Below are 24,010 nucleotides of genomic sequence, written 5' to 3' on the forward strand. Positions count from 1 at the left end.
GAGTTTTTCCGGCGCCGATCCTAATTTTTATATCGGACAGATTCGACTGCCGGAGTGAGCCCTGTGGGGAGGGGATTTATCCTCTTACCACAGGGCTCGCTCCCACAGTGTCCGGTGTTTTTTTCTGTGAATATTGAAGAGAAAGGAGTGACACCATGCTGGTGATGCGCCCCGCGCAAATGGCTGATCTGGGCGAGGTACAGCGTCTGGCTGCGGACAGCCCGATTGGTGTCACTTCCTTGCCGGATGACGTGGAACGTCTGAGCGACAAGATCGCCGCGAGCGAAGCCTCGTTCGCCGCCGAAGTGAGCTTCAACGGTGAAGAGAGTTACTTCTTTGTCCTCGAAGACTCGAGCACCGGCAAACTGGTCGGCTGCTCGGCCATTGTCGCTTCCGCCGGTTATTCGGAGCCGTTCTACAGCTTCCGCAACGAGACTTTCGTCCACGCCTCCCGCGAGCTGAAGATCCACAACAAGATCCACGTGCTCTCGCAGTGCCACGACCTGACCGGCAACAGCCTGCTGACCAGTTTCTATGTGCAGCGCGAGCTGGTCGGATCGCCGTGGGCCGAGCTCAATTCCCGTGGCCGCCTGCTGTTCGTCGCCAGCCACCCGGAGCGTTTTGCCGATTCGGTGGTGACCGAGATCGTCGGTTACAGCGACGAGAATGGCGACTCGCCGTTCTGGGATGCGATCGGACGTAACTTCTTCGACCTCAACTACGCCGAGGCCGAGCGCCTGTGCGGGCTGAAAAGCCGCACCTTCCTCGCCGAGCTGATGCCGCATTACCCGATCTACGTGCCGCTGCTGCCGGACTCCGCCCAAGAGGCGATGGGCCAGGTGCACCCGCGTGCGCAGATCACTTTCGACATCCTGATGCGCGAAGGCTTCGAAACCGATCACTACATCGACATCTTCGACGGCGGCCCGACCCTGCATGCACGGGTTTCCGGGATCCGTTCGATCGCCCAGAGCCGCGTAGTGCCGGTGAAGATCGGCGAGCCGGTCAAAGGTGCCGGGCGTCAATACCTGGTAGCCAATGCGCAGTTGCAGGATTACCGCGCGGTGTTGCTCGAGCTGGATTACGCGCCGGGCAAACCGGTGACGCTGGATATGGAAGCGGCCGAAGCCCTGGGCGTCGGTGAAGGTGCCAGCGTGCGCCTGGTGGCGGTTTAACGCCTTAGCGAGTTTCACGGGTGGCGCGAGCGGCCCGTTTGAGGAGATAGCATGATTGTTCGTCCCGTACGCAGCAGCGATTTATCCGCGCTGATCGACCTGGCCCGCAGCACCGGCACCGGCCTGACCACATTGCCGGCCAACGAAGAGCGCCTGACCCACCGGGTCGGCTGGGCCGAGAAGACCTTTCGCGGCGAAGCCGGGCGTGGCGATGCGGACTATCTGTTCGTGCTCGAAGACGATGACGGCCGCGTGGTGGGGATTTCCGCCATCGCCGGCGCGGTCGGCCTGCGTGAGCCTTGGTACAACTTCCGCGTCGGTCTGACGGTCAGCGCTTCGCAAGAGCTGAACATCTACCGCGAAATCCCGACGCTGTTTCTGGCCAACGACCTGACCGGCAATTCCGAGCTGTGCTCGCTGTTCCTGCACGCTGATTACCGCAACGGCCTCAACGGCCGGATGCTGTCCAAGGCGCGCATGCTGTTCATCGCTGAGTTCCCGGAGCTGTTCGGTAACAAGATCATCGCCGAAATGCGTGGCGTGTCCGATGACGCCGGGCGCTCGCCGTTCTGGGAAAGCCTCGGCCGGCACTTCTTCAAGATGGAATTCAGCCAGGCCGATTACCTGACCGGCGTCGGCAACAAGGCGTTCATCGCCGAACTGATGCCGAAATTCCCGCTGTACACCTGCTTCCTTTCGCCGGACGCGCGCAACGTCATCGGCCAGGTGCACCCGGACACCGAGCCGGCGCTGGCCATGCTCAAGAGCGAAGGCTTCAGCTACCAGGGTTACGTCGACATCTTCGACGCCGGCCCGGCCATCGAATGCGAAACCAGCAAGATCCGCGCGGTGCGTGACAGCGAAGCGCTGGTGCTGGCCGTCGGCACGCCGGGCGATGACGCCACGCCGTTCATCATCCACAACCGTAAGCGCGAGGATTGCCGCATCACGGCTGCACCAGCGCGACTGGCTGCGGGCACCCTGGTGGTCGATCCGCAAACCGCGAAACGTCTTCAACTCAGCGCCGGCGATCAGGTTCGCGCCGTGGCGCTGTCCGCTGCACGGGAGTCGAAATAATGAATTCGCTATACATCGCAGGTGAGTGGCTGGCCGGTCAGGGCGAGGCCTTTCAATCGCTGAACCCGGTGACCCAGCAAGTGCTGTGGGCTGGCGAGGGCGCCACTGTCGCGCAGGTCGAATCGGCGGTGCAGGCCGCTCGTCAGGCCTTTCCCGGCTGGGCGCGCCGTACGCTCGAAGAGCGCATCAGCGTCCTCGAAGCTTTCGCCGCGTCGTTGAAAAACCACGCTGACGAACTGGCTCGCACCATCGGCGAAGAAACCGGCAAACCGCTATGGGAAGCTGCGACCGAAGTCACCAGTATGGTCAACAAGATTGCGATTTCGGTGCAGAGCTACCGCGAGCGCACCGGGGAAAAGAGCGGCCCATTGGGCGACGCCACCGCCGTGTTGCGCCACAAGCCGCACGGCGTGGTCGCGGTCTTCGGCCCTTACAACTTCCCCGGTCACCTGCCTAACGGTCATATCGTCCCGGCGCTGTTGGCCGGTAACAGTGTGCTGTTCAAGCCCAGCGAACTGACACCGAAAGTCGCCGAGCTGACGGTCAAGTGCTGGATCGAAGCCGGCCTGCCGGCAGGCGTGTTGAACCTGCTGCAAGGCGCGCGGGAAACCGGTATCGCTCTGGCGGCGAATCCGGGCATCGACGGTCTGTTCTTCACCGGTTCGAGCCGCACCGGCAATCATCTGCACCAGCAATTCGCCGGGCGTCCGGACAAGATTCTTGCGCTGGAGATGGGCGGTAACAACCCGCTGGTGGTCGATCAGGTCGCTGATCTGGACGCGGCGGTGTACACCATCATTCAGTCGGCATTCATTTCCGCCGGCCAGCGCTGCACCTGCGCCCGGCGTCTGCTGGTGCCGCAAGGCGCGTGGGGCGACAGCCTGCTCAAGCGTCTGGTTGAAGTCAGTTCGACCATTGAAGTCGGTGCCTTCGATCAGCAACCGGCGCCGTTCATGGGCTCGGTGATTTCCCTCGGCGCGGCGAAAGCGCTGATGGATGCGCAAGAGCAATTGCTGGCCAACGGCGCGGTGGCGCTGCTGGAAATGACTCAGCCACAGGCGCAGTCGGCCTTGCTGACTCCGGGCATTGTCGATGTGACGGCCGTGGCTGAGCGTCCGGACGAAGAACTGTTCGGGCCGCTGCTGCAAGTGATCCGCTATACCGATTTCGGCGCGGCGATCACTGAAGCCAACAACACTGCTTATGGACTGGCCGCCGGTTTGCTCTCCGATTCCGAAGCGCGTTACCAGCAGTTCTGGCTGGAAAGCCGCGCCGGCATCGTCAACTGGAACAAACAGCTGACCGGTGCCGCGAGCAGCGCGCCATTCGGCGGCGTCGGCGCCTCGGGCAACCACCGCGCCAGCGCCTATTACGCAGCGGACTACTGCGCATACCCGGTGGCGTCGCTGGAAACCCCGAGCCTGGTGTTGCCATCGGCCCTGACGCCTGGCGTGAAAATGGCGTAGCGCCCATTCGCTGGCAAGCCAGCTCCCACAGGGTCAGAGACGTCCACACATTTTGTGTACGACGCGGTCAATGTGGGAGCTGGCTTGCCAGCGATGGCCGCACTGCGGTCTTACCTAATTGTTACTCGATGCCTATAACAACAGATTCTCGTGGAGCCTCGCTGATGAAATCCTATGAAGTCAATTTTGACGGTCTAGTGGGGCCGACCCATAACTACGGTGGTCTGTCCTACGGCAACGTCGCCTCGCAGAGCAACAGTCAGCAATCCTCGAACCCGAAGGAAGCGGCGCTGCAAGGTCTGGCAAAAATGAAAGCGCTGATGGACATGGGCTTTCAGCAAGGCGTGCTGGCTCCGCAGGAACGTCCTGATGTGGCGGCGCTGCGCCGTCTGGGCTTCAGCGGCACTGACGCGCAAGTGATCGAGCGCGCCGCCAAGGAAGCGATGCCGCTGCTGGTCGCCAGTTGCTCGGCGTCGAGCATGTGGGTGGCCAACGCCGCCACGGTCAGCCCGAGTGCCGACACCGCTGACGACCGCGTGCACTTCACCGCCGCCAACCTCAATTGCAAATATCACCGCAGCATCGAACACCCGACCACCAGCCGCGTGCTCGGCGCGATGTTCGCCAATCAACAGCACTTCGCCCATCACGCCGCTTTGCCGGCAGTGGCGCAGTTTGGCGACGAAGGCGCGGCCAACCACACGCGTTTCTGCCGTGAGTACGGCGAGGCGGGCGTCGAGTTCTTCGTGTTCGGCCGCAGTGCGTTCGACAACCGCTTCCCGGCGCCGCAGAAATACCCAGCACGCCAGACCCTCGAAGCCTCGCAAGCCGTGGCGCGTCTGCACGGTCTGCGTGACGAAGGCGTGGTCTACGCGCAGCAGAACCCCAACGTCATCGATCAGGGTGTGTTCCACAACGACGTGATCGCCGTGGGCAACGGTGAAGTGCTGTTCTATCACGAGGACGCGTTCCTCGAGACCGACAAGATGCTTGCCGAACTGCAAGGTAAACTGGCCAAGGTCGGCGGTAACTTCCAGTCCGTTTGCGTGCCGCGTTCGGCGGTCACCGTGGATGACGCGGTGCGTTCCTACCTGTTCAACAGCCAATTGCTCTCGCGTCCTGACGGCTCGATGCTGTTGATCGTGCCGCAAGAGTGTCAGGCCAACGAACGCGTCTGGGCTTATCTGCAAAGCCTGACCAGCTCCGGCGGAATGATCCGCGAAGTTAAAGTCTTCGATCTCAAGCAAAGCATGCAGAACGGCGGTGGTCCGGCGTGCCTGCGTCTGCGCGTGGCGCTGAATGAAACCGAACTGGCGGCGGTCAACCCAGGCGTTATCATGACGGCCCCGTTGTACGGTTCGTTGACCGCATGGGTTGAAAAGCACTACCGCGACCGCCTGAGCGAAACCGATCTGGCGGATCCGCAGTTGCTGCTTGAATGCCGGACGGCACTGGATGAACTGACGCAAATCCTTAAACTGGGCGCGGTTTATCCCTTCCAGATCAATTGATCGCCAGCGCGCTGCCTGAACGCGGCGCGCGGCGTGTCACCCCAAGAGAGTAAAAACATGAGCGATTCCCTGCAGCTGATCCTTGAAGACACCGACGGCACGCAATTGCAAACCTCGTGCACCCGCGTTGCGGTCATGTGGCAAGGCAAAGAGCTGTGGATCCAGCAGGACGGCCGTGGCCAGCTGCTGATCGGCGTGGACGTCGAGGAAGGTGACGAAGAGTACGCCAACCTTCTGCTGCGCCCATTGGCGACTAATCTGGTAAGTCTGCAACTGGAAATGGAACCGGCTGACCTCGGCGCTGACGAGGATCACGTACACGGCCCGGATTGCAACCACGACCACTAAGGAAACCGCTCTATGCTCGCCCTCGGCAAACTGCTTGAACTGACCCTCGCCGGCCGCGAACCGGCGGAGAAGACTCAACTGACTGTCGAAGGCGTGCGCATGCGCTGGTTGAGCGAAGGGGCGCTGGAAGTGCGTCCCCCGGAAGCGCGCGACAATGGCCTGGACCTGCTGCTGTCGGCAGGCATCCATGGCAACGAAACGGCACCGATCGAGTTGCTCGATCGGCTGCTGCACGACATCGCACGCGGCGATCTGAAGCCGCGCGCACGCATTCTGTTCCTGTTTGGCAACCCCGAAGCCATCCGCAAGGGTGAGCGTTTCGTCGAGCAGGACGTCAATCGACTGTTCAACGGTCGCCACGAACAAAGCAGCGGCTCGGAAGCGTTGCGCGCCTGTGAGCTGGAACGGCTGGCGGCGAGTTTCTTCAGCAAGCCCGAGCGCGAGCGTCTGCACTACGACCTGCACACGGCGATTCGTGGGTCGAAGATCGAACAGTTCGCCTTGTACCCGTGGAAGGAAGGGCGCCAGCATTCCCGTCGCGAACTGGCGCGCCTGCGCGCCGCCGGCATGGAAGCAGTGCTGTTGCAGAACAAACCATCCATCGTGTTCAGTTCGTACACCTACGACAAACTCGACGCCGAGGCTTTCACCCTGGAACTGGGCAAGGCGCGGCCGTTCGGGCAGAACGATGGCGTCAACGTCTCACTGCTGGAAACCCGCCTGAAGCAGATCATCGAAGGCACTGAGCCGGAGACAGAAGAAGGGCTGGATGGTTTGCAGCTGTTCAGCGTGGCGCGGGAAATCATCAAGCACAGCGATGCGTTCCGCCTGAATCTGCCGGCGGACATCGAGAACTTTTCCGAGCTGGAACCGGGTTATGTGCTGGCCGAAGACCTGGCCAATACCCGCTGGGTGATCGAAGAGCAGGGCGCGCGGATCATCTTCCCCAACCCCAAGGTCAAGAACGGCCTGCGCGCCGGCATCCTCATCGTCCCGACCACCGACGAAAACCTCGCCTGATAGCGACATCTGAATCGGCACAAAACCAATGTGGGAGCGAGCCTGCTCGCGAAAGCGGTCTACCAGTCAACTTGTCGTCGGCTGGCAGTCCCTCTTCGCGAGCAGGCTCGCTCCCACATTTGATTTGAGTGAGGTCAAAAACTCACTCGACGTTACACGGCTACCGCACGCGGCTCTGTACGACGCAGCGCACGAACTTTCTGCAACGTATCCGCGCAAGTCCGCGCCGCTTCCTGACCCTTGTGCACAAAGTGCTCGAAGAAGAACTTCTGATGCTCTTCGCCCGAATGGAAGTGATGCGGGGTGAGCGATACCGAGAACACCGGCACTTCGGTTTCCAACTGCACCTGCATCAGGCCGCTGACCACCGATTGCGCGACGAACTCGTGACGGTAAATGCCGCCGTCCACCACCAGGGCGGCGGCGACGATGCCGGCGTAACGGCCAGATTTGGCCAGCAGCTTTGCGTGCAGCGGCATTTCAAAGGCGCCGCCGACTTCAAAAAAATCGATGTCCGCTTCCTGATAACCCTGCACCAGCATTTCAGCGACGAAGCCTTTGCGGCTCTGGTCGACGATTTCCTTGTGCCAGCAGGCCTGGATGAACGCGACGCGCTCGCCTTGTGGGTGTTTGCTTTTGCTGTCGATAGCGGTGGGTTGCATGTTCTGACTCCTGTTTGTGTGAAAAACAGGGCGTTATGAATCGAAAGGGATGCAAGGGTGCGAACGCAGGCACGGATGCACGCGGACGGCCCTTTGGCGTCGATCCCGTTCTCTCTTCATCCGGACTATGACCGTCGGCCCCGGAATCACACCGGGTCTGCTGACCTTGCCGATGCACCCGATCCAAGCCGTGTGCAGCGCCAAGCGCTCGCGGGCTATGCGCATTGCGCGCAATTACCGCCGGTGGGGAATTGCACCCCGCCCTGAGAACGTTTCGCCGCCCATAGGCGGGCGGCGGCAAGTTTGTAACACATATTTCCCGGCCATGCACATGACACTGCGGGAGCGAGCCCGCTCGCGAAAGCGGCTTCACATTCAACGAATATGCTGACTGTTACTCCGCTTTCGCGAGCAGGCTAGCTCCCACATGGGCTTTGTCTTCTTGAGGAAGAATGGGGTTTTTCCTCGGTCAAGGGTTGATTAATCTGTGCGATGACCGCAGTAATCCCACTTCACAAAGGGATTTCCCATCTGACCAGAGGCCAGGTTCATGAGCGTTATCGATCTTCGCAGCGACACCGTCACCCAACCGACTCCCGCCATGCTCGACGCGATGACCGCAGCGGACACCGGCGACGATGTGTACGGCGAAGATCCGACGGTCAATCGCCTCGAGGCCGAACTGGCCGAGCGCTTGGGCTTTGCCGCCGCGCTATTCGTGCCGACCGGGACCATGAGCAACCTGCTCGGCCTGATGGCGCACTGCGAGCGTGGCGACGAATACATCGTCGGTCAGCAGGCGCACACCTACAAGTACGAAGGTGGCGGGGCGGCGGTGCTCGGCTCGATTCAGCCGCAGCCGCTGGAGGTGCAGGCCGACGGTTCGCTGGATCTGGATCAGGTCGCGGCGGCGATCAAACCGGATGACTTCCATTTCGCTCGAACTCGTTTGCTGGCGCTTGAAAACACCATGCAGGGCAAAGTGCTGCCGCTGGAGTATCTGGCGCGCGCGCGACGCTTTACTCAGGAACACGGCCTGCAATTGCACCTGGACGGCGCGCGGCTGTACAACGCGGCGGTCAAGCTTGGCGTCGATGCCCGGGAGATCACCCAGCATTTCGATTCGGTGTCGGTGTGCCTGTCCAAAGGCCTCGGCGCACCGGTCGGTTCGGTGCTGTGCGGTTCCGAGCAACTGATCGGCAAAGCGCGGCGTTTGCGCAAAATGGTCGGTGGCGGCATGCGTCAGGCCGGGTTGCTCGCGGCGGCTGGCTTGTACGCACTGGATCATCACGTCGAACGGCTGGCGGATGACCATGCCAACGCGCAGTTGCTCGCCGAGGGTCTGCGTGAGGCCGGTTTCGTCGTCGAACCCGTGCAAACCAACATGGTTTATGTGCAAATGGGCGACAAGGCCGCAGCACTCAAGGACTTTGCCGGCGAACGCGGGATCAGGCTCAGCGCCGCTGCGCGCTTGCGCATGGTCACGCACATGGACGTCAGCCGCGCGCAAATCGAGCAAGTGATCGCGACATTCGTCGAGTTTTCACGCAAGTGACAGCGTCAGCCGTCCAATTGACCGTTTCTATCGTATAAACACGCTGTACCCCGCGCGCAGGGCCGATATAATGCGGCCCTTTGCCGTCGCTTCGTCTCATGACGTTTCGAACAGGCCTTTGGCCGCAGCCTCCGTGGAAGAACCTAATGAAAAGCGCAGAAATCCGTGAAGCCTTCCTTCGCTTCTTCGAAGAGCAAGGCCACACCCGTGTAGCCTCCAGCTCTTTGATTCCGGGCAACGACCCAACCCTGCTGTTCACCAACGCGGGGATGAACCAGTTCAAGGACTGCTTCCTGGGCCAGGAAAAACGTGCGTACACCCGTGCCACCAGCAGCCAGAAATGCGTGCGCGCCGGCGGCAAGAACAGTGACCTGGAAAACGTCGGTTATACCGCGCGTCACCACACGTTCTTCGAAATGCTCGGCAACTTCAGCTTCGGCGACTACTTCAAGCACGACGCGATCACCTTCGCCTGGACCTTCCTCACTGGCGTGCTCAAGCTGCCGAAGGAAAAGCTCTGGGTCACCGTCTACGCCACCGACGACGAAGCGTATGACATCTGGACACAGAAAATCGGTGTGCCAGCCGAGCGCATGATCCGCATCGGCGACAACAAGGGCGCGCCGTACGCTTCCGACAACTTCTGGACCATGGGCGATACCGGCCCGTGCGGCCCGTGCACCGAGATTTTCTACGATCACGGCGAGCACATCTGGGGCGGCCCGCCGGGCTCGCCGGAAGAAGATGGCGACCGCTACATCGAGATCTGGAACAACGTATTCATGCAGTTCAACCGCACCGCCGATGGCGTGTTGCATCCGTTGCCAGCGCCGTCGGTGGACACCGGCATGGGCCTGGAGCGGATCAGTGCGGTGATGCAGCACGTCAACTCCAACTACGACATCGACCTGTTCAAGAATCTGCTCAAGGCTTCGGCTGAAGCGATCGGCTGCGAAAACGGCGATCAGTCGTCGCTCAAAGTCGTTTCCGACCACATCCGTTCCTGCGGTTTCCTGATCGCCGACGGCGTGCTGCCGTCCAACGAAGGTCGCGGTTACGTGCTGCGCCGGATCATCCGTCGCGCCTGCCGTCACGGCAACAAGCTCGGCGCCACCGGCAGCTTTTTCTACAAGATCGTCGCGGCGCTGGTCGCCGAAATGGGCGAAGCCTTCCCGGAACTGAAGAAGCAGCAAAGCAACATCGAGCGCGTCCTCAAGGCTGAAGAAGAGCAGTTCTCCAAGACACTGGAGCACGGCCTGAAAATCCTCGAGCAGGATCTGGCCGAACTCAAAGGCACCGTGGTGCCGGGCGACGTGGTGTTCAAACTCTACGACACCTACGGCTTCCCGATGGACCTGACCGCCGACATCGCCCGCGAACGCGGCCTGACCGTTGACGAAGCCGGCTTCGAGCGCGAGATGGAAGCGCAGCGTGTGCGCGCGCGTTCGGCCAGCTCGTTCGGTCTGGACTACAACACCCTGGTCAAGGTCGACGTGGCCACCGAGTTCACCGGTTACGCCGCCACCAGCGGCTCGGCGAAAATCGTTGCCATCTATAAGGATGGCCAGTCGGTCGACGTGCTGAGCGAAGGACAGGAAGGCGTGATCGTGCTCAACCAGACGCCGTTCTACGCCGAATCCGGTGGCCAGATCGGCGACTGCGGTTTCATTCAGGCCGGCAGCAGCCGCTTCGACGTGCGCGATACCACCAAGACCGGCGGCGCATTCCTGCACCACGGTGTGCTGGCCTCGGGCAGCCTGACCATCGGCGCGCCGGTGGAAACCCACGTCGACGCCGAAGTGCGTCACGCCACCGCGCTGAACCACTCGGCCACCCACTTGCTCCACGCCGCGCTGCGTCAGGTGCTGGGTGAGCACGTACAGCAGAAAGGTTCGCTGGTCGACAGTCAGCGTCTGCGTTTCGACTTCAGCCACTTCGAAGCGATCAAGCCAGAGCAGATCAAGCAGCTGGAAGACATCGTCAACGCCGAGATTCGCAAGAACTCCGCCGTTGAAACCGAAGAAACCGACATCGAAACCGCGAAGAACAAAGGCGCCATGGCGCTGTTCGGCGAGAAGTACGGCGACAGCGTGCGCGTGCTGAGCATGGGCGACTTCTCGGTCGAACTGTGCGGCGGTATCCACGCCAACCGTACCGGCGACATCGGCCTGCTGAAAATCATCAGCGAAGGCGGTGTGGCATCGGGCGTGCGTCGTATCGAGGCAGTCACTGGCGCTGCGGCGCTGGCCTACTTGAACGCGGCGGAAGAACAACTCAAGGAAGCGGCCAGCCTGGTCAAGGGCAGCCGCGACAACCTGATCGACAAGCTCTCGGCGGTACTGGAGCGCAACCGTCTGCTGGAGAAACAACTCGAGCAGTTGCAGGCCAAGGCAGCCAGCGCGGCGGGCGACGATCTGTCGGCCTCGGCGGTGGACGTCAAGGATGTGAAGGTGCTGGCCGCCCGTCTGGACGGTCAGGATGGCAAGGCGCTGCTGGCGCTGGTCGATCAGCTGAAAAACAAACTCGGCCGCGCAGTGATCCTGCTCGGCGGTGTCCATGAGGAAAAGGTCGTACTGGTTGCAGGCGTAACCAAGGACCTGACTGGCCAACTCAAAGCCGGTGATTTGATGAAACAGGCTGCTGCGGCAGTGGGCGGGAAGGGCGGTGGTCGTCCGGACATGGCGCAGGGCGGTGGTGTCGATGCCGCTGCGCTGGATGGCGCACTCGCGCTGACCGTTCCATTCGTCGAGCAGGCTTTATAAGACGGCTCGCCAGGCCCGCAGTCTAGTGGCGGGCCTGGCGACTGTTCGAAAGATTATTGGGCGCCCTTCATGGGCAGAGGCGGCTTTGAAATGGCTTTGATCGTACAGAAATTTGGAGGCACCTCGGTCGGCACTGTCGAGAGAATCGAGCAGGTCGCCGACAAGGTTAAGAAATTCCGCGATGCCGGCGATGACCTGGTGGTTGTGCTGTCTGCAATGAGCGGCGAAACCAACCGTCTGATCGATCTGGCCAAGCAAATCAGTGGCGAGGCGCAACCGGTTCCGCGCGAGCTGGACGTGATCGTCTCCACCGGTGAGCAGGTGACGATTGCCCTGTTGGCCATGGCGCTGATCAAGCGCGGTGTGCCGGCGGTGTCGTACACCGGTAATCAGGTGCGGATCCTGACCGACAGTGCGCACAATAAAGCGCGTATCTTGCAGATTGATGACCAGAAGATTCGCGGTGATCTGAAGGCTGGTCGCGTGGTGGTTGTCGCCGGTTTCCAGGGTGTCGACGAGCACGGCAACATCACCACCCTCGGTCGCGGCGGTTCCGATACCACCGGCGTGGCACTGGCTGCGGCCTTGAAAGCGGATGAATGCCAGATCTACACCGACGTCGACGGTGTCTACACCACCGACCCGCGTGTGGTGCCGGTCGCTCAGCGTCTGGACAAGATCACCTTCGAAGAGATGCTGGAAATGGCCAGCCTCGGTTCCAAGGTCCTGCAGATCCGTGCGGTGGAATTCGCCGGCAAGTACAACGTTCCGCTGCGCGTACTGCACAGCTTCAAGGAGGGTCCGGGCACCCTCATTACTATTGATGAAGAGGAAACCATGGAACAGCCGATCATTTCCGGCATCGCTTTCAACCGCGATGAAGCCAAGCTGACCATCCGTGGCGTGCCAGACACCCCGGGCGTGGCGTTCAAGATTCTCGGCCCGATCAGTGCCGCGAACATCGAAGTCGACATGATCGTGCAGAACGTCGCGCACGATAACACCACCGACTTCACCTTCACCGTGCACCGCAACGACTACCAGGCTGCACAGACCGTGCTGGAAAACACCGCTCGCGAGATCGGTGCCCGTGAAGTAGTTGGCGACACCAAGATCGCCAAGGTCTCGATCGTCGGCGTCGGCATGCGTTCCCACGCAGGCGTGGCCAGCCGCATGTTCGAATCCCTGGCAAAAGAAAGCATCAACATCCAGATGATCTCGACTTCGGAAATCAAGGTTTCCGTAGTGATCGAAGAGAAGTACCTGGAACTGGCCGTGCGCGCGCTGCACACGGCTTTCGAACTGGATGCGCCGGCCCGTCAGGGCGAGTAATCCGCTTCTGTGAAGGGCGCGGTCTGACCGCGCCCTTTATTTTTGAATGGCGCGGGCCCTGAACTGTTCTTTTGCTCGCGCTGGTCAATACTCAGGCATGTAGGGCTACGATCGCTGCGGTTGTAGGTCGGGTGCCTTTTTTTGCAGACTGTTGTCCCTGAAATGAATGGCGTAAGGAGAAAGGTATGCTGATTCTGACTCGTCGGTGCGCGGAAAGCCTGATTATCGGTGACGGCGAAATCACCGTGACCGTGCTCGGCGTCAAAGGAAACCAGGTGCGTATCGGCGTCAACGCTCCGAAAGAGGTTGCGGTGCACCGTGAGGAAATTTACCTGCGTATAAAGAAAGAGAAGGACGAAGAACCAAGCCATTAATTTTTATCGATTTTTATGTTTGCAAACGGGGAAGAAGCTGGTTAATATACGCCCCGTGTTGCGGAGAGCTGGCCGAGTGGCCGAAGGCGCTCCCCTGCTAAGGGAGTACACCTCAAAAGGGTGTCGGGGGTTCGAATCCCCCGTTCTCCGCCATTATTTGCTTAGTACGTCGTAATCTGGCTTCTTCTGTAAGTTGTTGAAATTACTAGAAAAAGTGTTTGACATAGAGATTAGACGGCCTATAATGCGCGGCAACAAATGCACTCGTAGCTCAGCTGGATAGAGTACTCGGCTACGAACCGAGCGGTCACAGGTTCGAATCCTGTCGAGTGCACCATTTAAGAGTTATTTGCTGTAAGGTGAGTAACTCGGTTTCAGCCAGTTGTGGTCTGGTTTAAAAACACAAAATGCACTCGTAGCTCAGCTGGATAGAGTACTCGGCTACGAACCGAGCGGTCACAGGTTCGAATCCTGTCGAGTGCACCATATACCAAGAAGCCCGCGTTTAACGCGGGCTTTTTGCTGTCCGGGATTTGGCTTTTCCCTTCACGCAACCTCTTTCATCAAAATCAATTTGAGCACTGCGGCCTCGCTTGAGGTCGTAACGATAGCTCGTGGTCGATGTGCGGGTGTTGATCTTGTCGGGCTTGCCCAGTGCGCTTTCGACGTCCCGCTGACTCATGCCGGCAATCACTCGCCGATTGATGATCGCTTCGCGCCGCTGTCTGTTGTCGATCAGGTTTCCACATTTATGTTCAGTGCCGCCGACGATGCCCGGTTCGCGTCCGCTGTCTTTCATGCCGGTCACAGCTTCGTGATTGAACTCCGGCATGATTGCGACCCAGCCGGGTGAATACGGGTGGACCTCCTGAATTGAGAGTTGCTCGCCAGTTGCGCAGCTCATCGACGTAAACGTGACGCTGCCGTCAGCAGACTGGCAGCGATGAAGTGTGGTGGCGTTGGCAGGCGTGAAGTGGAGCAGGGCGGTCAGTAGAAAAAGCGCTGGCTTTGCTGGCATTCGATGTCCTCCTTGACGATCTAAGCTCAAGGGTAGTCGCTGCTTTTTGCATTGCCGGTGTGTTTTCTTTTCAAGATGAGTCGTCGCATTTGCACGGGTCAGGCAGGCGCTCAGGTTTGTTTCGCAAGCGCTTGTTTCAGCCGTGATTTTTTCAACGTTTTAAACCGTCAGGCGTGTATCATTGCGCCCGTCAGCCCCGCCGGGGCTTATGGAAAACCTCCATGGACTTACCCAGTAGTTGTTCAGTAAACCGTTTCACCAATCATGAATTGACTGATTGATCCTTCCGGCGTGCCCCGCTGCTGGGAGTGGAGTTCGCCTATGTCCGAAATCGAAGTAAAGAAAACACAGGAAAGCCTGCAGGACCGCCTGGCTCAGGTCGTCGAGTTGCTGCAGCGCCAGCGTGTCGTTGAAGACCTGACTCATCGCCAGGAAGGTCCGCACCACGACCGCGTGGAAAACCTGGTTCACCGGCAAAACCTCGTCGAGCTGCAACGCAAGCTCGATGATCTGCACTCCGCCGACGTCGCCTACATTCTCGAAGCCTTGCCGCTGGACGATCGTCTGACGCTCTGGCAGCTGGTCAAGGCCGATCGCGACGGCGACATTCTTCTCGAAGTTTCCGATTCCGTCCGTGAAACGCTGATCGCCGACATGGACGATCACGAGCTCCTGGCTGCCGCCAAGGACATGGACGCCGACGAACTCGCTGACCTGGCCTCCGAGCTGCCGCGAGACGTTGTCCATGAGCTGATGGAGAGTCTGGATAACCAGCAGCGCGAACGCGTGCGCTCGGCGCTGTCCTATGACGAGGATCAGGTCGGTGCGCTGATGGACTTCGAGATGGTGACGATCCGTGAGGACGTCAGTCTTGAAGTGGTTCTGCGTTACCTGCGTCGCCTCAAAGAGCTTCCCGGTCATACCGATAAATTGTTCGTGGTCGATTACGACGGCGTGCTCAAGGGCGTGCTGCCTATCAAACGTCTGCTGGTCAACGATCCGGAGAAGCAGGTCGCGGAAGTGATGGCCAGCGATCCGGTGAGCTTCCACCCGGACGAAGATGCCTACGACGCTGCTCAGGCGTTCGAGCGTTACGACTTGATCTCGGCGCCGGTGGTCGACAAGAACGGCAAGCTGATCGGCCGTCTGACCATCGATGAAATGGTCGACCTGATCCGTGAGGAAAGCGAAAGCGAAGTCCTCAACATGGCCGGTCTGCGCGAAGAGGAAGATATCTTCGCCTCTGTGTGGAAATCCCTGCGTAACCGTTGGGCGTGGCTGGCGGTGAACCTGATCACTGCATTTGTGGCATCGCGGGTGATCGGTCTGTTCGAAGGTTCGATCGAGAAATTGGTGGCACTGGCGGCGCTCATGCCGATCGTGGCGGGTATCGGTGGCAACTCCGGTAACCAGACCATCACCATGATCGTGCGCGCCATGGCGCTGGATCAGGTCAGCACCGGCAACACTTCGCGCTTGATGCGCAAAGAGCTGGCGGTCGGTTTGATCAATGGTCTGGTCTGGGGCGGGGTGATCGGTGTGGTCGCGTACATGCTCTACGGCAGTTGGTCACTCGGCGTGGTAATGACGGCGGCGATGACACTCAACCTGTTGCTGGCGGCGTTGATGGGGGTGTTGATTCCGATGACGCTGGCCAAGATGGGCCGCGATCCGGCGATGGGCGCCAGTGTGATGATCACCGCAATGACCGACAGCGGTGGCTTCTTCATCTTCCTCGGCCTGGCGACAATCTTCCTGCTCTGATCAGTTGCAATGAAAGGCCCGTCAAATTGACGGGCTTTTTTGTGCCTGCCAACCAGATATGAGCGCAAGTACAAGTAACGGTGGCGAGGGATTTATCCCCGCTGGACTGCGCAGCAGTCCCATTGTTTTTGGGACTGCCATGCAGCCCCGCGGGGATAAATCCCCTCGCCACACTCCATTGCCAAGCGGCCATCTGTCATATTGCGGGCAAAAAAAGCCAGCAATCAAGCTGGCTTCAATATGTTCGGTATAACTCAGGACGCGTCTGCGGCCATTTCAGCGTCGTGGGCGATCAGCGACACCAGGGCGTTCTGCTGACGGTGCGACAGCTGACGGAAGCGTTGCAACAGCTCGCGCTCGTGCAGCGACAGCTCCGGGCTGTCCAGGCGCATGCTCAGCTCTTCGCCCAGTGCGCCTTCCTGAATAAGACTCTGCTCAAGGCGCGCAATGATCTCGGAGTTCATGCTGCGATGATGATTGCGAGCCACCTCGGCAATGCGTTCACGCATTCCGTCTGGCAGACGTACGACAAACTTGTCAGCCGTACGGCTGGAATAAATTGCCTGTTTCAATGGGCGCATATATTTAACCGGTTAGTTCAGGGGAGCGGTTCTCGGGATTGGCCGCAGGATGTGTGGTAGGACAAGCATCCGGACCAATTGGTTCAACCTGAATTGTTAAGAGGCCGGCATCATGCCTCAAAATTGCCAGATCATTGGCGTCAATTCTGTGACAAATATTGAGCCGGGTAAAGGCGTAATGCCAGCACCAGTTGTCAGAAATGCGGACTGGTTGGAAAACTTTCCATCCTTCCGTATCGCTGCCCGCTTTCGCATGCACATCTGTTGATGTCCGAAGACCTCAGAACGTGCATGCTATGCGGCTGGCTATTCTTGATCCCTATGTGTACAGGATAGTGGCAATTTGCCGATTTACTAGAGGCAGGACCCGTCGGAGGGCGTTTTCGGGATGGATGGCAAGCTTTTTTACCTGATGGGGCCGTCCGGTTCGGGCAAGGACAGCCTGATCGAAGCAGCGCGTGAGCCACTGCGTGAGTTGAACTGTGAAGTGATGCGCCGGGTGATTACCCGATCGGCGGAGTCAGTCGGCGAAGATGCAATCGGCGTGACGCCTGATGAGTTCGACCGGCGACAGCACGCTGGCGCTTTTTCCTTGGCCTGGCAAGCCAACGGACTCTCATACGGCATTCCCGCGGAAATGGATGAATGGTTGCAAGCGGGCCGGCACGTGCTGGTTAACGGGTCGAGAGCGAACCTGCGTCAAGCAATGGAGAAATATCCAACGCTGGTGCCGGTTCTGCTGACAGTCAACGATGAGGTCCTGCGTAAGCGCTTGCTCAAGCGTGGCCGGGAAACCCCTGAGCAAATCGAAGCCAGACTCGCGCGCAACGCACTGTTCAAAGACCGAAGATCCAGCGACAGCCCCGTTCATCAGATCGACAATTCTGTTGACCTTGCTGAAGCTGTCTCTGCATTACTTGAGCTGATCCGGCTCAACGCAGAACCGGATCGAACTTGATCTTGCGCCCTGCAATCAGCGCCAGCACAAACAGCACCGCAAACACGCCACAGCCAACCAGAGGCAAGGTGACTTCCGTCTCCTCGAACAGCGCCAGATGGGTAACGCCACTCAGTAAAGCGAGGATCAGAAATCCCGTCGCTGATTTGGACATGTTGTACTCCTGAAGATATTTCAAAAACCAGACGTTCGGTGGTTGGCGCCGAGGCTAGCTCAGGCTTGCTGACCATTTGCGTAGAGGCATCGCTGCGATCACTCAGCACCGCCCACTGCGGCGCTTTCTGCACCTGCAAGTAATGCGGCATGCGCTGCGCCACTGGCTGCTCGATGTCCGCCTTGGGAAAAAAATGCGATCCGAGCAAGAAAGCCAATGCCGCTGCATTTGCAAGCAAGAGGGTGCTGTTCATGGCACGACGCTCCAAATTGTTCTTTTTGATAGAACAGCCATAGCAGTCGCCGTGCCAACAGTGTAACGGTTGATAAGTTCTTTAAAAACAAGGGCTTGGTAAGGTTTTTCGGGCGGCACTGATTGCAAACTGCAATGACCGCTTTTTCGCGTAGTGCAAATTGCCCGGTAAAAGTTCCCGCAATCTTGCACGGCGCCTGCCTACACTTAAAAAGCCCTACGGACGACATGACAAAACAGGGGCCGGCCGTTAACATGCACGCCGTCTGTCGCGCCGCGTACAGCGCGCTTCAACCAGTGTCTCAGTAGCTCAATTGGATAGAGCATCCCCCTCCTAAGGGGAAGGTTGCAGGTTCGAACCCCGCCTGGGACACCACTTCTTGAAAACGAAAAGCCCCGTCGCATTTATCCATTGCGACGGGGCTTTTTGGTTTGGTCGACGAACAGGCGTTCTGCACTGTTACAAACTCCGGGGTTCCACCTCTGCGGTTGCAGCGGATCATTCTGCGCCGGTGCTGACTGACGATCAGTCGCCGTTCAGTTCGACTTTGCCGAGAGTGCTGCTGACGTCTGTGACATGCCGACGGCCGTGGACTTCGTAAGTAGTCCCGCTCGCCTCGACGCCCGGCTTGCGCACGGCCAGTTGGGCGAATAACCCCGTCTTTTCGCTGTAACTGCCGAACCAGTCAATCAGCGCCCCGATGTAGCATTCGCCGCTGATCATTACCGGCAAATCGGCGATCTTTTCGATGGTGTAGTGCCCTGGACCGTAGCTGTAGTAATCGTCGTCTCCGGCACCCGTGGGAGGAAGTGGGCAAAGGGGCGCGTTGTTGATCGAGCCGGGGGCGATTTTCATTGCCTGAGTGATGGCGTGTTCGAGTGCCCCTTGCAGATCCGCGTCAAGCTCATAGGTGCTGGTGCCATCCTCTTTATGTTGAGTCGTGGGCACCTGCAGGGCGTAAGCGTAACGCACGGACACCGTCGGTACCTGACGGTTGATCTTCAGCGGATTGAGCAGGTACAGATTGTCGACACCGTAGGCGCCGTTTCGGTAGGCGGCATAGATTCTGTCGTGAAGCTTGATCCAGCTGATTGCCTGATTGGCGCCACGGTCGTTGGTGTAGAACAGCGAGCTTTCCGGCTCGACCGATCTTTTGACGAACCGCTCGCCCGTGCGGCGCCAGGTTTCCACGTAGGTGAACAAGCCGGTGCCGCCTGCGTATGTGTCGACGATAAGGTCGCGCTGGCCATCATGGTCCAGATCCAGCAGTGCGTAGGAAGACCGTCCGGTCTCGGCGGCACCGTCGATGCTTGAGGCGTTCAATGCTTTCCATTCGTCCTCGCTCACGCCTTTGGGGCGCGACTTGGGGAAGCTGGTTTGCTCGCCGTAGCTGTCGACTGGATCGCCCGCGAACGATGTCTGCGAAGACTCGAAAGCCCGTGCGGCCAAGGCATGTTCCAGCGCAAATTCCGGGTGGCCTTTGCTCTCGGCACGAATGCTCTCCTGCAGATCGTTCATCGCCTGAACATCCACGGTGTCCGGCTGCCACGCCACGGCTTGTGTCCACTGTGCCTTTAATATTTGCAGTCGCTGGCGGTAGCTGCCATCCAGGCAAGCGACATCGTCCGCGCAGGCGTTGCGGGTTTTCAGCCAGGCGCGCTGGGTGCGCTTGAGCTCAGGTTGCGTCGCTGTGGCAGTTGTCATCAGTTGGCGATACAGCGTGCCCATCTGCGCGTCTAGCTCATACAGCGATTTATTCGCGCAAATCATGTTTTCCACGTCGTTCGCCGCTTTTTTGCAATCCATCGCCGCCGCTGTCGCTTGCTGGATAAAGACAAGCAAACACGCTGACAGGATGTAGCGTCCCTTGATGTACACGATTCAGTCCTTATGCAAATCCTTGAGCAGGCGCGCAGAGTAATACTCCAGGCAACATTCTTGAAGCTCCACCCTCAGGCCCCGGCACTTTTGGCCGATAACCCGAACGGTGAGTTCAGGCTCGCGCGAAATCGCTTGATGGCGCATGGCCTCCAGCTATCATCTGCGCGCCTGAAATCGCCTCGGTTCGTTTTCTTCAATTGCCTGGAAATCTTCGATGTCGTCGTATCACCAAAAAGCTTTCTGATCGTCGATGATTTTTCCGATTTCCGCAGTTCCGTGCGTTCGATGTTGCGTGAGCTCGGCGTCAAGGATGTCGATACTGCCGACACTGGCGAGCAGGCGCTGAAGATGTGCTCGCAGAAGTCCTACGATTTCATTCTTCAGGACTTCCACCTCGGCGACGGCAAGAAGAACGGCCAGCAGGTGCTCGAAGACCTGATGTCGGAAAAGCTCATCAGCCACGAAGCCGTTTTCGTCATGGTCACCGCTGAAACCAGTCAGGCGATGGTGCTCAGCGCGCTGGAGCACGAGCCGGATGCGTACCTGACCAAGCCGTTCAACCGTTCCGGGCTGGCCCAGCGCCTTGAGCGTCTGGAGCAACGCAAGACTTTGCTCAAACCGATTCTGCAGGCCCTTGATCGCGGTAAGCCGGTCGAGGTGCTCAATGCCTGTATTGCCTTGTGCAAGCAGGACATCCGCTATTCGCCGCTGTGCCTGCGCTACCGCGCCGACGCCCTGCGTGACATGAACCAGAACGAAGCGCTGGAGCGGCTCTACGACGGCATCATTGCCGACCGTCCATTGCCGTGGGCCTTCGCTGGATTGGGCAAGTTGCTGTTCAAGCGCGGGCAGGTCTCGCAGGCCAAAGAAGTTTATGAAAAGGCCTTGAAAGTGTTCCCGATGATGCCGGCGCTTTATGACGGCATGGCTGATGTGCTGGTGGCTGAAGGCGACAGCAAAGGCGCGCAGCGGGTGCTCGAAGAAGCGATTCGCCTGTCGCCGCTGGCGGTGCGCCGTCAGGCTCTGCTGGGCAAACTGGCGATGGCCAACGAAGATTTCGAAACCGCCTCGCGCGCTTATCGTCAGGCCGTGGCGCAGGGCACGCAGTCGCGTTTCAAGGACCCGGAAAGCAATCTCGGCCTGGCGCACGCGCTGATCAGCAAGGGTAGCGATCGCGGGCTCGACACGCGTACGCGACTGGAGATCAACACCACCCTCAGCGCTGTGGCCAAAGAAAACCCGAGCGACCCCGGTCTGCAGATTCGTGCGCGTTTGATGAAAGCCACCAGCCTGTTGCTCAACGACGCCGAAACCGCCGACAAGCTCACCGAACAGGCGCTGATGCGCCTTGATGGCATGGAGCAATTCATGAGTCCCGAGGCGGCGTTGCTGGTGGCCAAGCAGTTGCAGATGCTCGGTCAGGCCGAGGCGGGCACTTCGATGCTCAAGAGTTGCGCGGAGATCTACGGTGATGACCCAGCGGTGATGAAAGACATCGCCAAGCTCACCGACGATCCGACGATTCTCAGTTCGAGCAACGCTGCGGCCGATCTCAACCGCCAGGGCGTGCGCGTGTACAAGACCGGCAATCTGGTCGAGGCCCGCGAAGTGTTCCGCAAGGCGCTCAAGCTGCAACCGAAAAACATCAGTATCGCGCTGAACCTGGCCCAGTCGCTGCTGCACGGCACCGACACCAGTGTGCCGTCGGCGGAGCTGGAAGAATGTCGGGCCTGCCTGAAACTGGTGGGCCTGATGCCCGACACCGACGCGCGGTTTGCGCGTTATCAGAAGCTGAAAAGCAAGGCGTTTGGCGAATGAACCCAATAGATCCGGCGCTGGATTTTTCCACGGTGATTGCCTCCACCGTTCACGACATGAAGAACTCTCTGGCCATGCTGATGCAGGCGCACAGCCAATGGCTGGCGCGTCTGCCGAAAGAGCTGCGCGACGGCTCGGAGCAGGGCGTGATCGACTTCGAGTTCGCCCACCTCAACGGCATGCTCGTGCAGTTGCTGGGGCTGTACAAACTTGGCGTGAATCAGTTGCCGCTGCAGCCGGCGTATCACGAACTCGACGATTTCATCGAGGCGCAACTGGCCGCGCATCAGGAAGTGTTTGCCAGTCGCGGCATCATCGCCACTTATGAAGTCGACCCGTTGAGCCCGCTGGGTTTCTTCGATCGCGAGCTGATCGCCTCGGTGCTCGGCAACTGCATCAACAATGCGATCCGTTACGCCCGCGAGTCGCTGCTGATTACCGTCAGCGACGAAGCCGGGCAACTGGTATTGAGCATCAACGACGATGGCGACGGCTATCCGGCAGAGATGCTCGAGCGTCAGGCCGATTATGTGCAGGGCATCAATCACAGCAGCGGCAGCACCGGCCTCGGTCTGTATTTCGCCAATCGCATCGCGGCGCTGCATCAGCGCAACGGCGTGGAAGGGCGCACCGAAATCAGCAATGGCGGGCCGTTGGGCGGTGGGGTGTTCAGCCTCTACTTGCCCTGAGGTCTGGTTTAGGAGCTGCCGAAGGCTGCGATCTTTTGATTTTGAAAAGCAAGATCAAAAGATCGCAGCCTCGTTGCACTCGTCAGCTCCTACGGCTCCTGCACAAGATCGGGATTTTTGTGGGCGCTGCTTGATATTCCGAACAGCCGCAGCCTATTTTGTCCGGGTCGCCGTTCGCGGCTCGCACAACAACAAGGATTGCGTCATGACAACCGATGGCCAGGGTTCACTCGCGCAGCGATTGACCGGCATTGATGAGATTGAATGTGTCACCCCGGATCTGAACGGTGTGCCACGGGGCAAGGTGATGACCGCCGAGGGTTTCCTCGAGGGGCGGCGTTTGCAGTTGGCGCGGGGTGTGCTGCTGCAATGCATCATGGGCGGCTATCCGCCGGCGCGGTTCTACGGCAGCGATGACGGCGATCTGGCGCTGGTCGCCGATCCTGCGCAGATTCACCGTTTGCCCTGGAGCGACGAGCCGCGTGCCATGGCGATTTGCGACGCCGACGAACTGAGCGGGGAGCTCAAGTCTCTCGACCCGTGGCCAGCTCAAAGCGGTCATCGCCCGTTACGCCGCGCACGGTCTGGCGCCGGTGGTGGCGACCGAACTGGAATTTTTTGTCTTCGCACCGAACACCGATCCGACTCAGCCGTTCCGTCCGCCGGTGGGCCTCGACGGCCGTCGCGAGGATGGTCAGTCGGCGTTCAGCGTCAGTTCCAACAACGGCCTGCGGCCGTTCTTCAGCGAAGTATATAAATGCATGGCCGCCCTCGGCCTGCCGCGCGACACGTTCATGCATGAAATGGGCGTCAGCCAGTTCGAGATCAATCTGCTGCACGGCGATCCGCTGCTGCTGGCCGATCAGACGTTCCTGTTCAAGCATCTGCTCAAGGAGGTCGCGCTCAAGCATGGACTGAGCGTGGTGTGCATGGCCAAACCGCTGGCGCACACGCCGGGCAGTTCGATGCATATTCACCAGAGCATCGTTGAGATCGGCAGCGGCAAGAATGTCTTCACTGACTCGAACGGCGAGCCGACGTCGATGTTCCGCCACTTCATCGGCGGGCAACAGGCAGGCCTCGCCGATTTCACCGCACTGTTTGCGCCCAACGTGAATTCCTATCAGCGCCTGTGTCATCCGTACGCGTCGCCGAACAATGCCTGCTGGTCCCATGACAATCGCGCCGCCGGCTTGCGTATTCCCGCCAGCTCGCCGGTCGCACGTCGGGTCGAAAACCGCTTGCCGGGCGCCGACGCCAATCCGTATCTGGCGATCGCCGCCAGTCTGGCTGCGGGTTTGCATGGCATCGAGCAGGAACTGGAGCCGAGCGCGGCGATCCAGGGTGAATTCGCCGTGCCGGATAATCTGGCCTTGCCGTGTACCTTGCACGCCGCGCTTGAGCGTCTGAAACGTAGCCAGTTGGCGAGGGAACTGTTCGGGTCGGAGTTCATCGAAGGCTACATCGCTTCGAAGACCATGGAGTTGACCAGCTTCTTTGATGAAATCACTCCCTGGGAGCGCCGTGTGCTGGCCGCCCAGGCCTGACGTATCGCTGCTGCCGGGCTGTCGTTCTGACCGCCCGGTATTTACTGCAAGGAGCCGCTCGGAAC

Annotated in this window: 18 protein-coding genes, 4 tRNA genes, 3 pseudogenes and 1 riboswitch; of the genes and pseudogenes, 19 read left to right on the plus strand and 6 right to left on the minus strand. The window is 59.7% G+C overall.

The window, feature by feature from the left end; all coding sequences use genetic code 11:
- Positions 1–155: 155 nt before the first annotated feature.
- The 6 genes from aruF (at position 156) to astE (ending at position 6,597) form a co-directional block, all read left to right on the plus strand.
- Entirely contained in the window at positions 156–1,175 is a 1,020-nt protein-coding gene (gene aruF / locus ACZZ0K_RS04190; protein ID WP_024014015.1) for an arginine/ornithine succinyltransferase subunit alpha, read from the plus strand.
- 51 nt (positions 1,176–1,226) lie between these two features.
- Positions 1,227–2,252, plus strand: coding sequence for an arginine N-succinyltransferase (gene astA / locus ACZZ0K_RS04195; protein ID WP_024014014.1), 1,026 nt, complete (start codon positions 1,227–1,229; stop codon positions 2,250–2,252).
- The gene (astD, locus tag ACZZ0K_RS04200) at positions 2,249–3,718 is read left to right on the plus strand and encodes a succinylglutamate-semialdehyde dehydrogenase (RefSeq protein ID WP_177434224.1); all 1,470 of its coding nucleotides are present in this window, start codon (positions 2,249–2,251) and stop codon (positions 3,716–3,718) included. The genes astA and astD overlap by 4 nt, the downstream gene beginning before the upstream one ends.
- A 164-nt stretch (positions 3,719–3,882) precedes the next feature.
- A complete protein-coding gene (astB, locus tag ACZZ0K_RS04205; protein ID WP_463558993.1) occupies positions 3,883–5,229 on the plus strand; it encodes an N-succinylarginine dihydrolase in 1,347 nt (448 codons plus the stop codon).
- 57 nt (positions 5,230–5,286) lie between these two features.
- The gene (locus ACZZ0K_RS04210) at positions 5,287–5,577 is read left to right on the plus strand and encodes a hypothetical protein (RefSeq protein ID WP_016773591.1); all 291 of its coding nucleotides are present in this window, start codon (positions 5,287–5,289) and stop codon (positions 5,575–5,577) included.
- 12 nt (positions 5,578–5,589) lie between these two features.
- Entirely contained in the window at positions 5,590–6,597 is a 1,008-nt protein-coding gene (gene astE / locus ACZZ0K_RS04215; RefSeq protein ID WP_150743493.1) for a succinylglutamate desuccinylase, read from the plus strand.
- A 152-nt stretch (positions 6,598–6,749) separates the two neighbouring features.
- Here the strand turns inward: astE and ACZZ0K_RS04220 are convergent, their stop codons facing one another.
- Complete coding sequence (locus ACZZ0K_RS04220; protein WP_122746819.1) at positions 6,750–7,259, minus strand: 6,7-dimethyl-8-ribityllumazine synthase; 510 nt, start codon at positions 7,257–7,259, stop codon at positions 6,750–6,752.
- 103 nt (positions 7,260–7,362) lie between these two features.
- A riboswitch (FMN riboswitch) is annotated at positions 7,363–7,534 on the minus strand.
- A 275-nt stretch (positions 7,535–7,809) separates the two neighbouring features.
- Between ACZZ0K_RS04220 and ltaE the strand changes: the two genes are divergently transcribed.
- The 7 genes from ltaE (at position 7,810) to ACZZ0K_RS04255 (ending at position 13,768) form a co-directional block, all read left to right on the plus strand.
- Positions 7,810–8,814: a low-specificity L-threonine aldolase gene (ltaE, locus tag ACZZ0K_RS04225; RefSeq protein ID WP_125926465.1), complete on the plus strand. Its 1,005-nt coding sequence runs from the start codon at positions 7,810–7,812 to the stop codon at positions 8,812–8,814.
- 146 nt (positions 8,815–8,960) lie between these two features.
- Entirely contained in the window at positions 8,961–11,576 is a 2,616-nt protein-coding gene (gene alaS, locus ACZZ0K_RS04230; RefSeq protein WP_056788068.1) for an alanine--tRNA ligase, read from the plus strand.
- A gap of 90 nt (positions 11,577–11,666) precedes the next feature.
- Positions 11,667–12,908 (plus strand): aspartate kinase, encoded by a 1,242-nt coding sequence (locus tag ACZZ0K_RS04235; RefSeq protein WP_016773595.1) that lies wholly within the window; start codon positions 11,667–11,669, stop codon positions 12,906–12,908.
- Between the two features lie 185 nt (positions 12,909–13,093).
- Positions 13,094–13,282: a carbon storage regulator CsrA gene (gene csrA, locus ACZZ0K_RS04240; RefSeq protein ID WP_002554426.1), complete on the plus strand. Its 189-nt coding sequence runs from the start codon at positions 13,094–13,096 to the stop codon at positions 13,280–13,282.
- Between the two features lie 62 nt (positions 13,283–13,344).
- Positions 13,345–13,435, plus strand: a tRNA-Ser gene (locus ACZZ0K_RS04245).
- A 107-nt stretch (positions 13,436–13,542) separates the two neighbouring features.
- A tRNA-Arg gene (locus ACZZ0K_RS04250) sits at positions 13,543–13,619 on the plus strand.
- Positions 13,620–13,691: 72 nt separating this feature from the next.
- Positions 13,692–13,768, plus strand: a tRNA-Arg gene (locus ACZZ0K_RS04255).
- Between the two features lie 19 nt (positions 13,769–13,787).
- Here ACZZ0K_RS04255 and ACZZ0K_RS04260 read toward each other — a convergent pair.
- Entirely contained in the window at positions 13,788–14,300 is a 513-nt protein-coding gene (locus ACZZ0K_RS04260) for a cell envelope protein SmpA (protein ID WP_258707086.1), read from the minus strand.
- A 321-nt stretch (positions 14,301–14,621) separates the two neighbouring features.
- On the opposite strand from ACZZ0K_RS04260, the gene mgtE reads away from it, so the two are divergent.
- Complete coding sequence (mgtE, locus tag ACZZ0K_RS04265; protein ID WP_016773597.1) at positions 14,622–16,064, plus strand: magnesium transporter; 1,443 nt, start codon at positions 14,622–14,624, stop codon at positions 16,062–16,064.
- 254 nt (positions 16,065–16,318) lie between these two features.
- On the opposite strand, the gene ACZZ0K_RS04270 is transcribed toward mgtE, so the two are convergent.
- A complete protein-coding gene (locus ACZZ0K_RS04270) occupies positions 16,319–16,645 on the minus strand; it encodes an Arc family DNA-binding protein (protein ID WP_003178899.1) in 327 nt (108 codons plus the stop codon).
- Between the two features lie 388 nt (positions 16,646–17,033).
- Here ACZZ0K_RS04270 and phnN point away from each other — a divergent pair, with 388 nt between their 5' ends.
- A complete protein-coding gene (phnN, locus tag ACZZ0K_RS04275) occupies positions 17,034–17,603 on the plus strand; it encodes a phosphonate metabolism protein/1,5-bisphosphokinase (PRPP-forming) PhnN (RefSeq protein ID WP_252878732.1) in 570 nt (189 codons plus the stop codon).
- Here phnN and ACZZ0K_RS04280 read toward each other — a convergent pair.
- Together ACZZ0K_RS04280 and ACZZ0K_RS04285 are read right to left on the minus strand one after the other, a co-directional pair.
- Positions 17,578–17,757: a PA3371 family protein gene (locus tag ACZZ0K_RS04280; RefSeq protein WP_016773599.1), complete on the minus strand. Its 180-nt coding sequence runs from the start codon at positions 17,755–17,757 to the stop codon at positions 17,578–17,580. The two genes, phnN and ACZZ0K_RS04280, sit on opposite strands and share 26 nt — an antisense overlap.
- A 22-nt stretch (positions 17,758–17,779) precedes the next feature.
- A pseudogene (locus tag ACZZ0K_RS04285) lies at positions 17,780–18,010 on the minus strand (hypothetical protein); the annotation flags it as partial.
- 298 nt (positions 18,011–18,308) lie between these two features.
- Here ACZZ0K_RS04285 and ACZZ0K_RS04290 point away from each other — a divergent pair.
- Positions 18,309–18,385: transfer RNA gene (locus tag ACZZ0K_RS04290), tRNA-Arg, on the plus strand.
- A gap of 150 nt (positions 18,386–18,535) precedes the next feature.
- Here the strand turns inward: ACZZ0K_RS04290 and ACZZ0K_RS04295 are convergent.
- Positions 18,536–19,888: a lysozyme inhibitor LprI family protein gene (locus ACZZ0K_RS04295; RefSeq protein WP_258707085.1), complete on the minus strand. Its 1,353-nt coding sequence runs from the start codon at positions 19,886–19,888 to the stop codon at positions 18,536–18,538.
- 217 nt (positions 19,889–20,105) lie between these two features.
- On the opposite strand from ACZZ0K_RS04295, the pseudogene ACZZ0K_RS04300 reads away from it, so the two are divergent.
- From ACZZ0K_RS04300 to ACZZ0K_RS04310, 3 genes and pseudogenes are all read left to right on the plus strand, one after another.
- Positions 20,106–21,709, plus strand: a pseudogene (locus ACZZ0K_RS04300) (response regulator).
- The gene (locus tag ACZZ0K_RS04305; protein ID WP_016773604.1) at positions 21,706–22,398 is read left to right on the plus strand and encodes a sensor histidine kinase; all 693 of its coding nucleotides are present in this window, start codon (positions 21,706–21,708) and stop codon (positions 22,396–22,398) included. Before ACZZ0K_RS04300 ends, ACZZ0K_RS04305 begins: the two are co-directional and overlap by 4 nt.
- Before the next feature lie 307 nt (positions 22,399–22,705).
- A pseudogene (locus ACZZ0K_RS04310) lies at positions 22,706–23,945 on the plus strand (glutamine synthetase family protein).
- The last annotated feature ends 65 nt before the right edge of the window (positions 23,946–24,010 follow it).

The organism is Pseudomonas sp. AC255, from assembly GCF_979258175.1.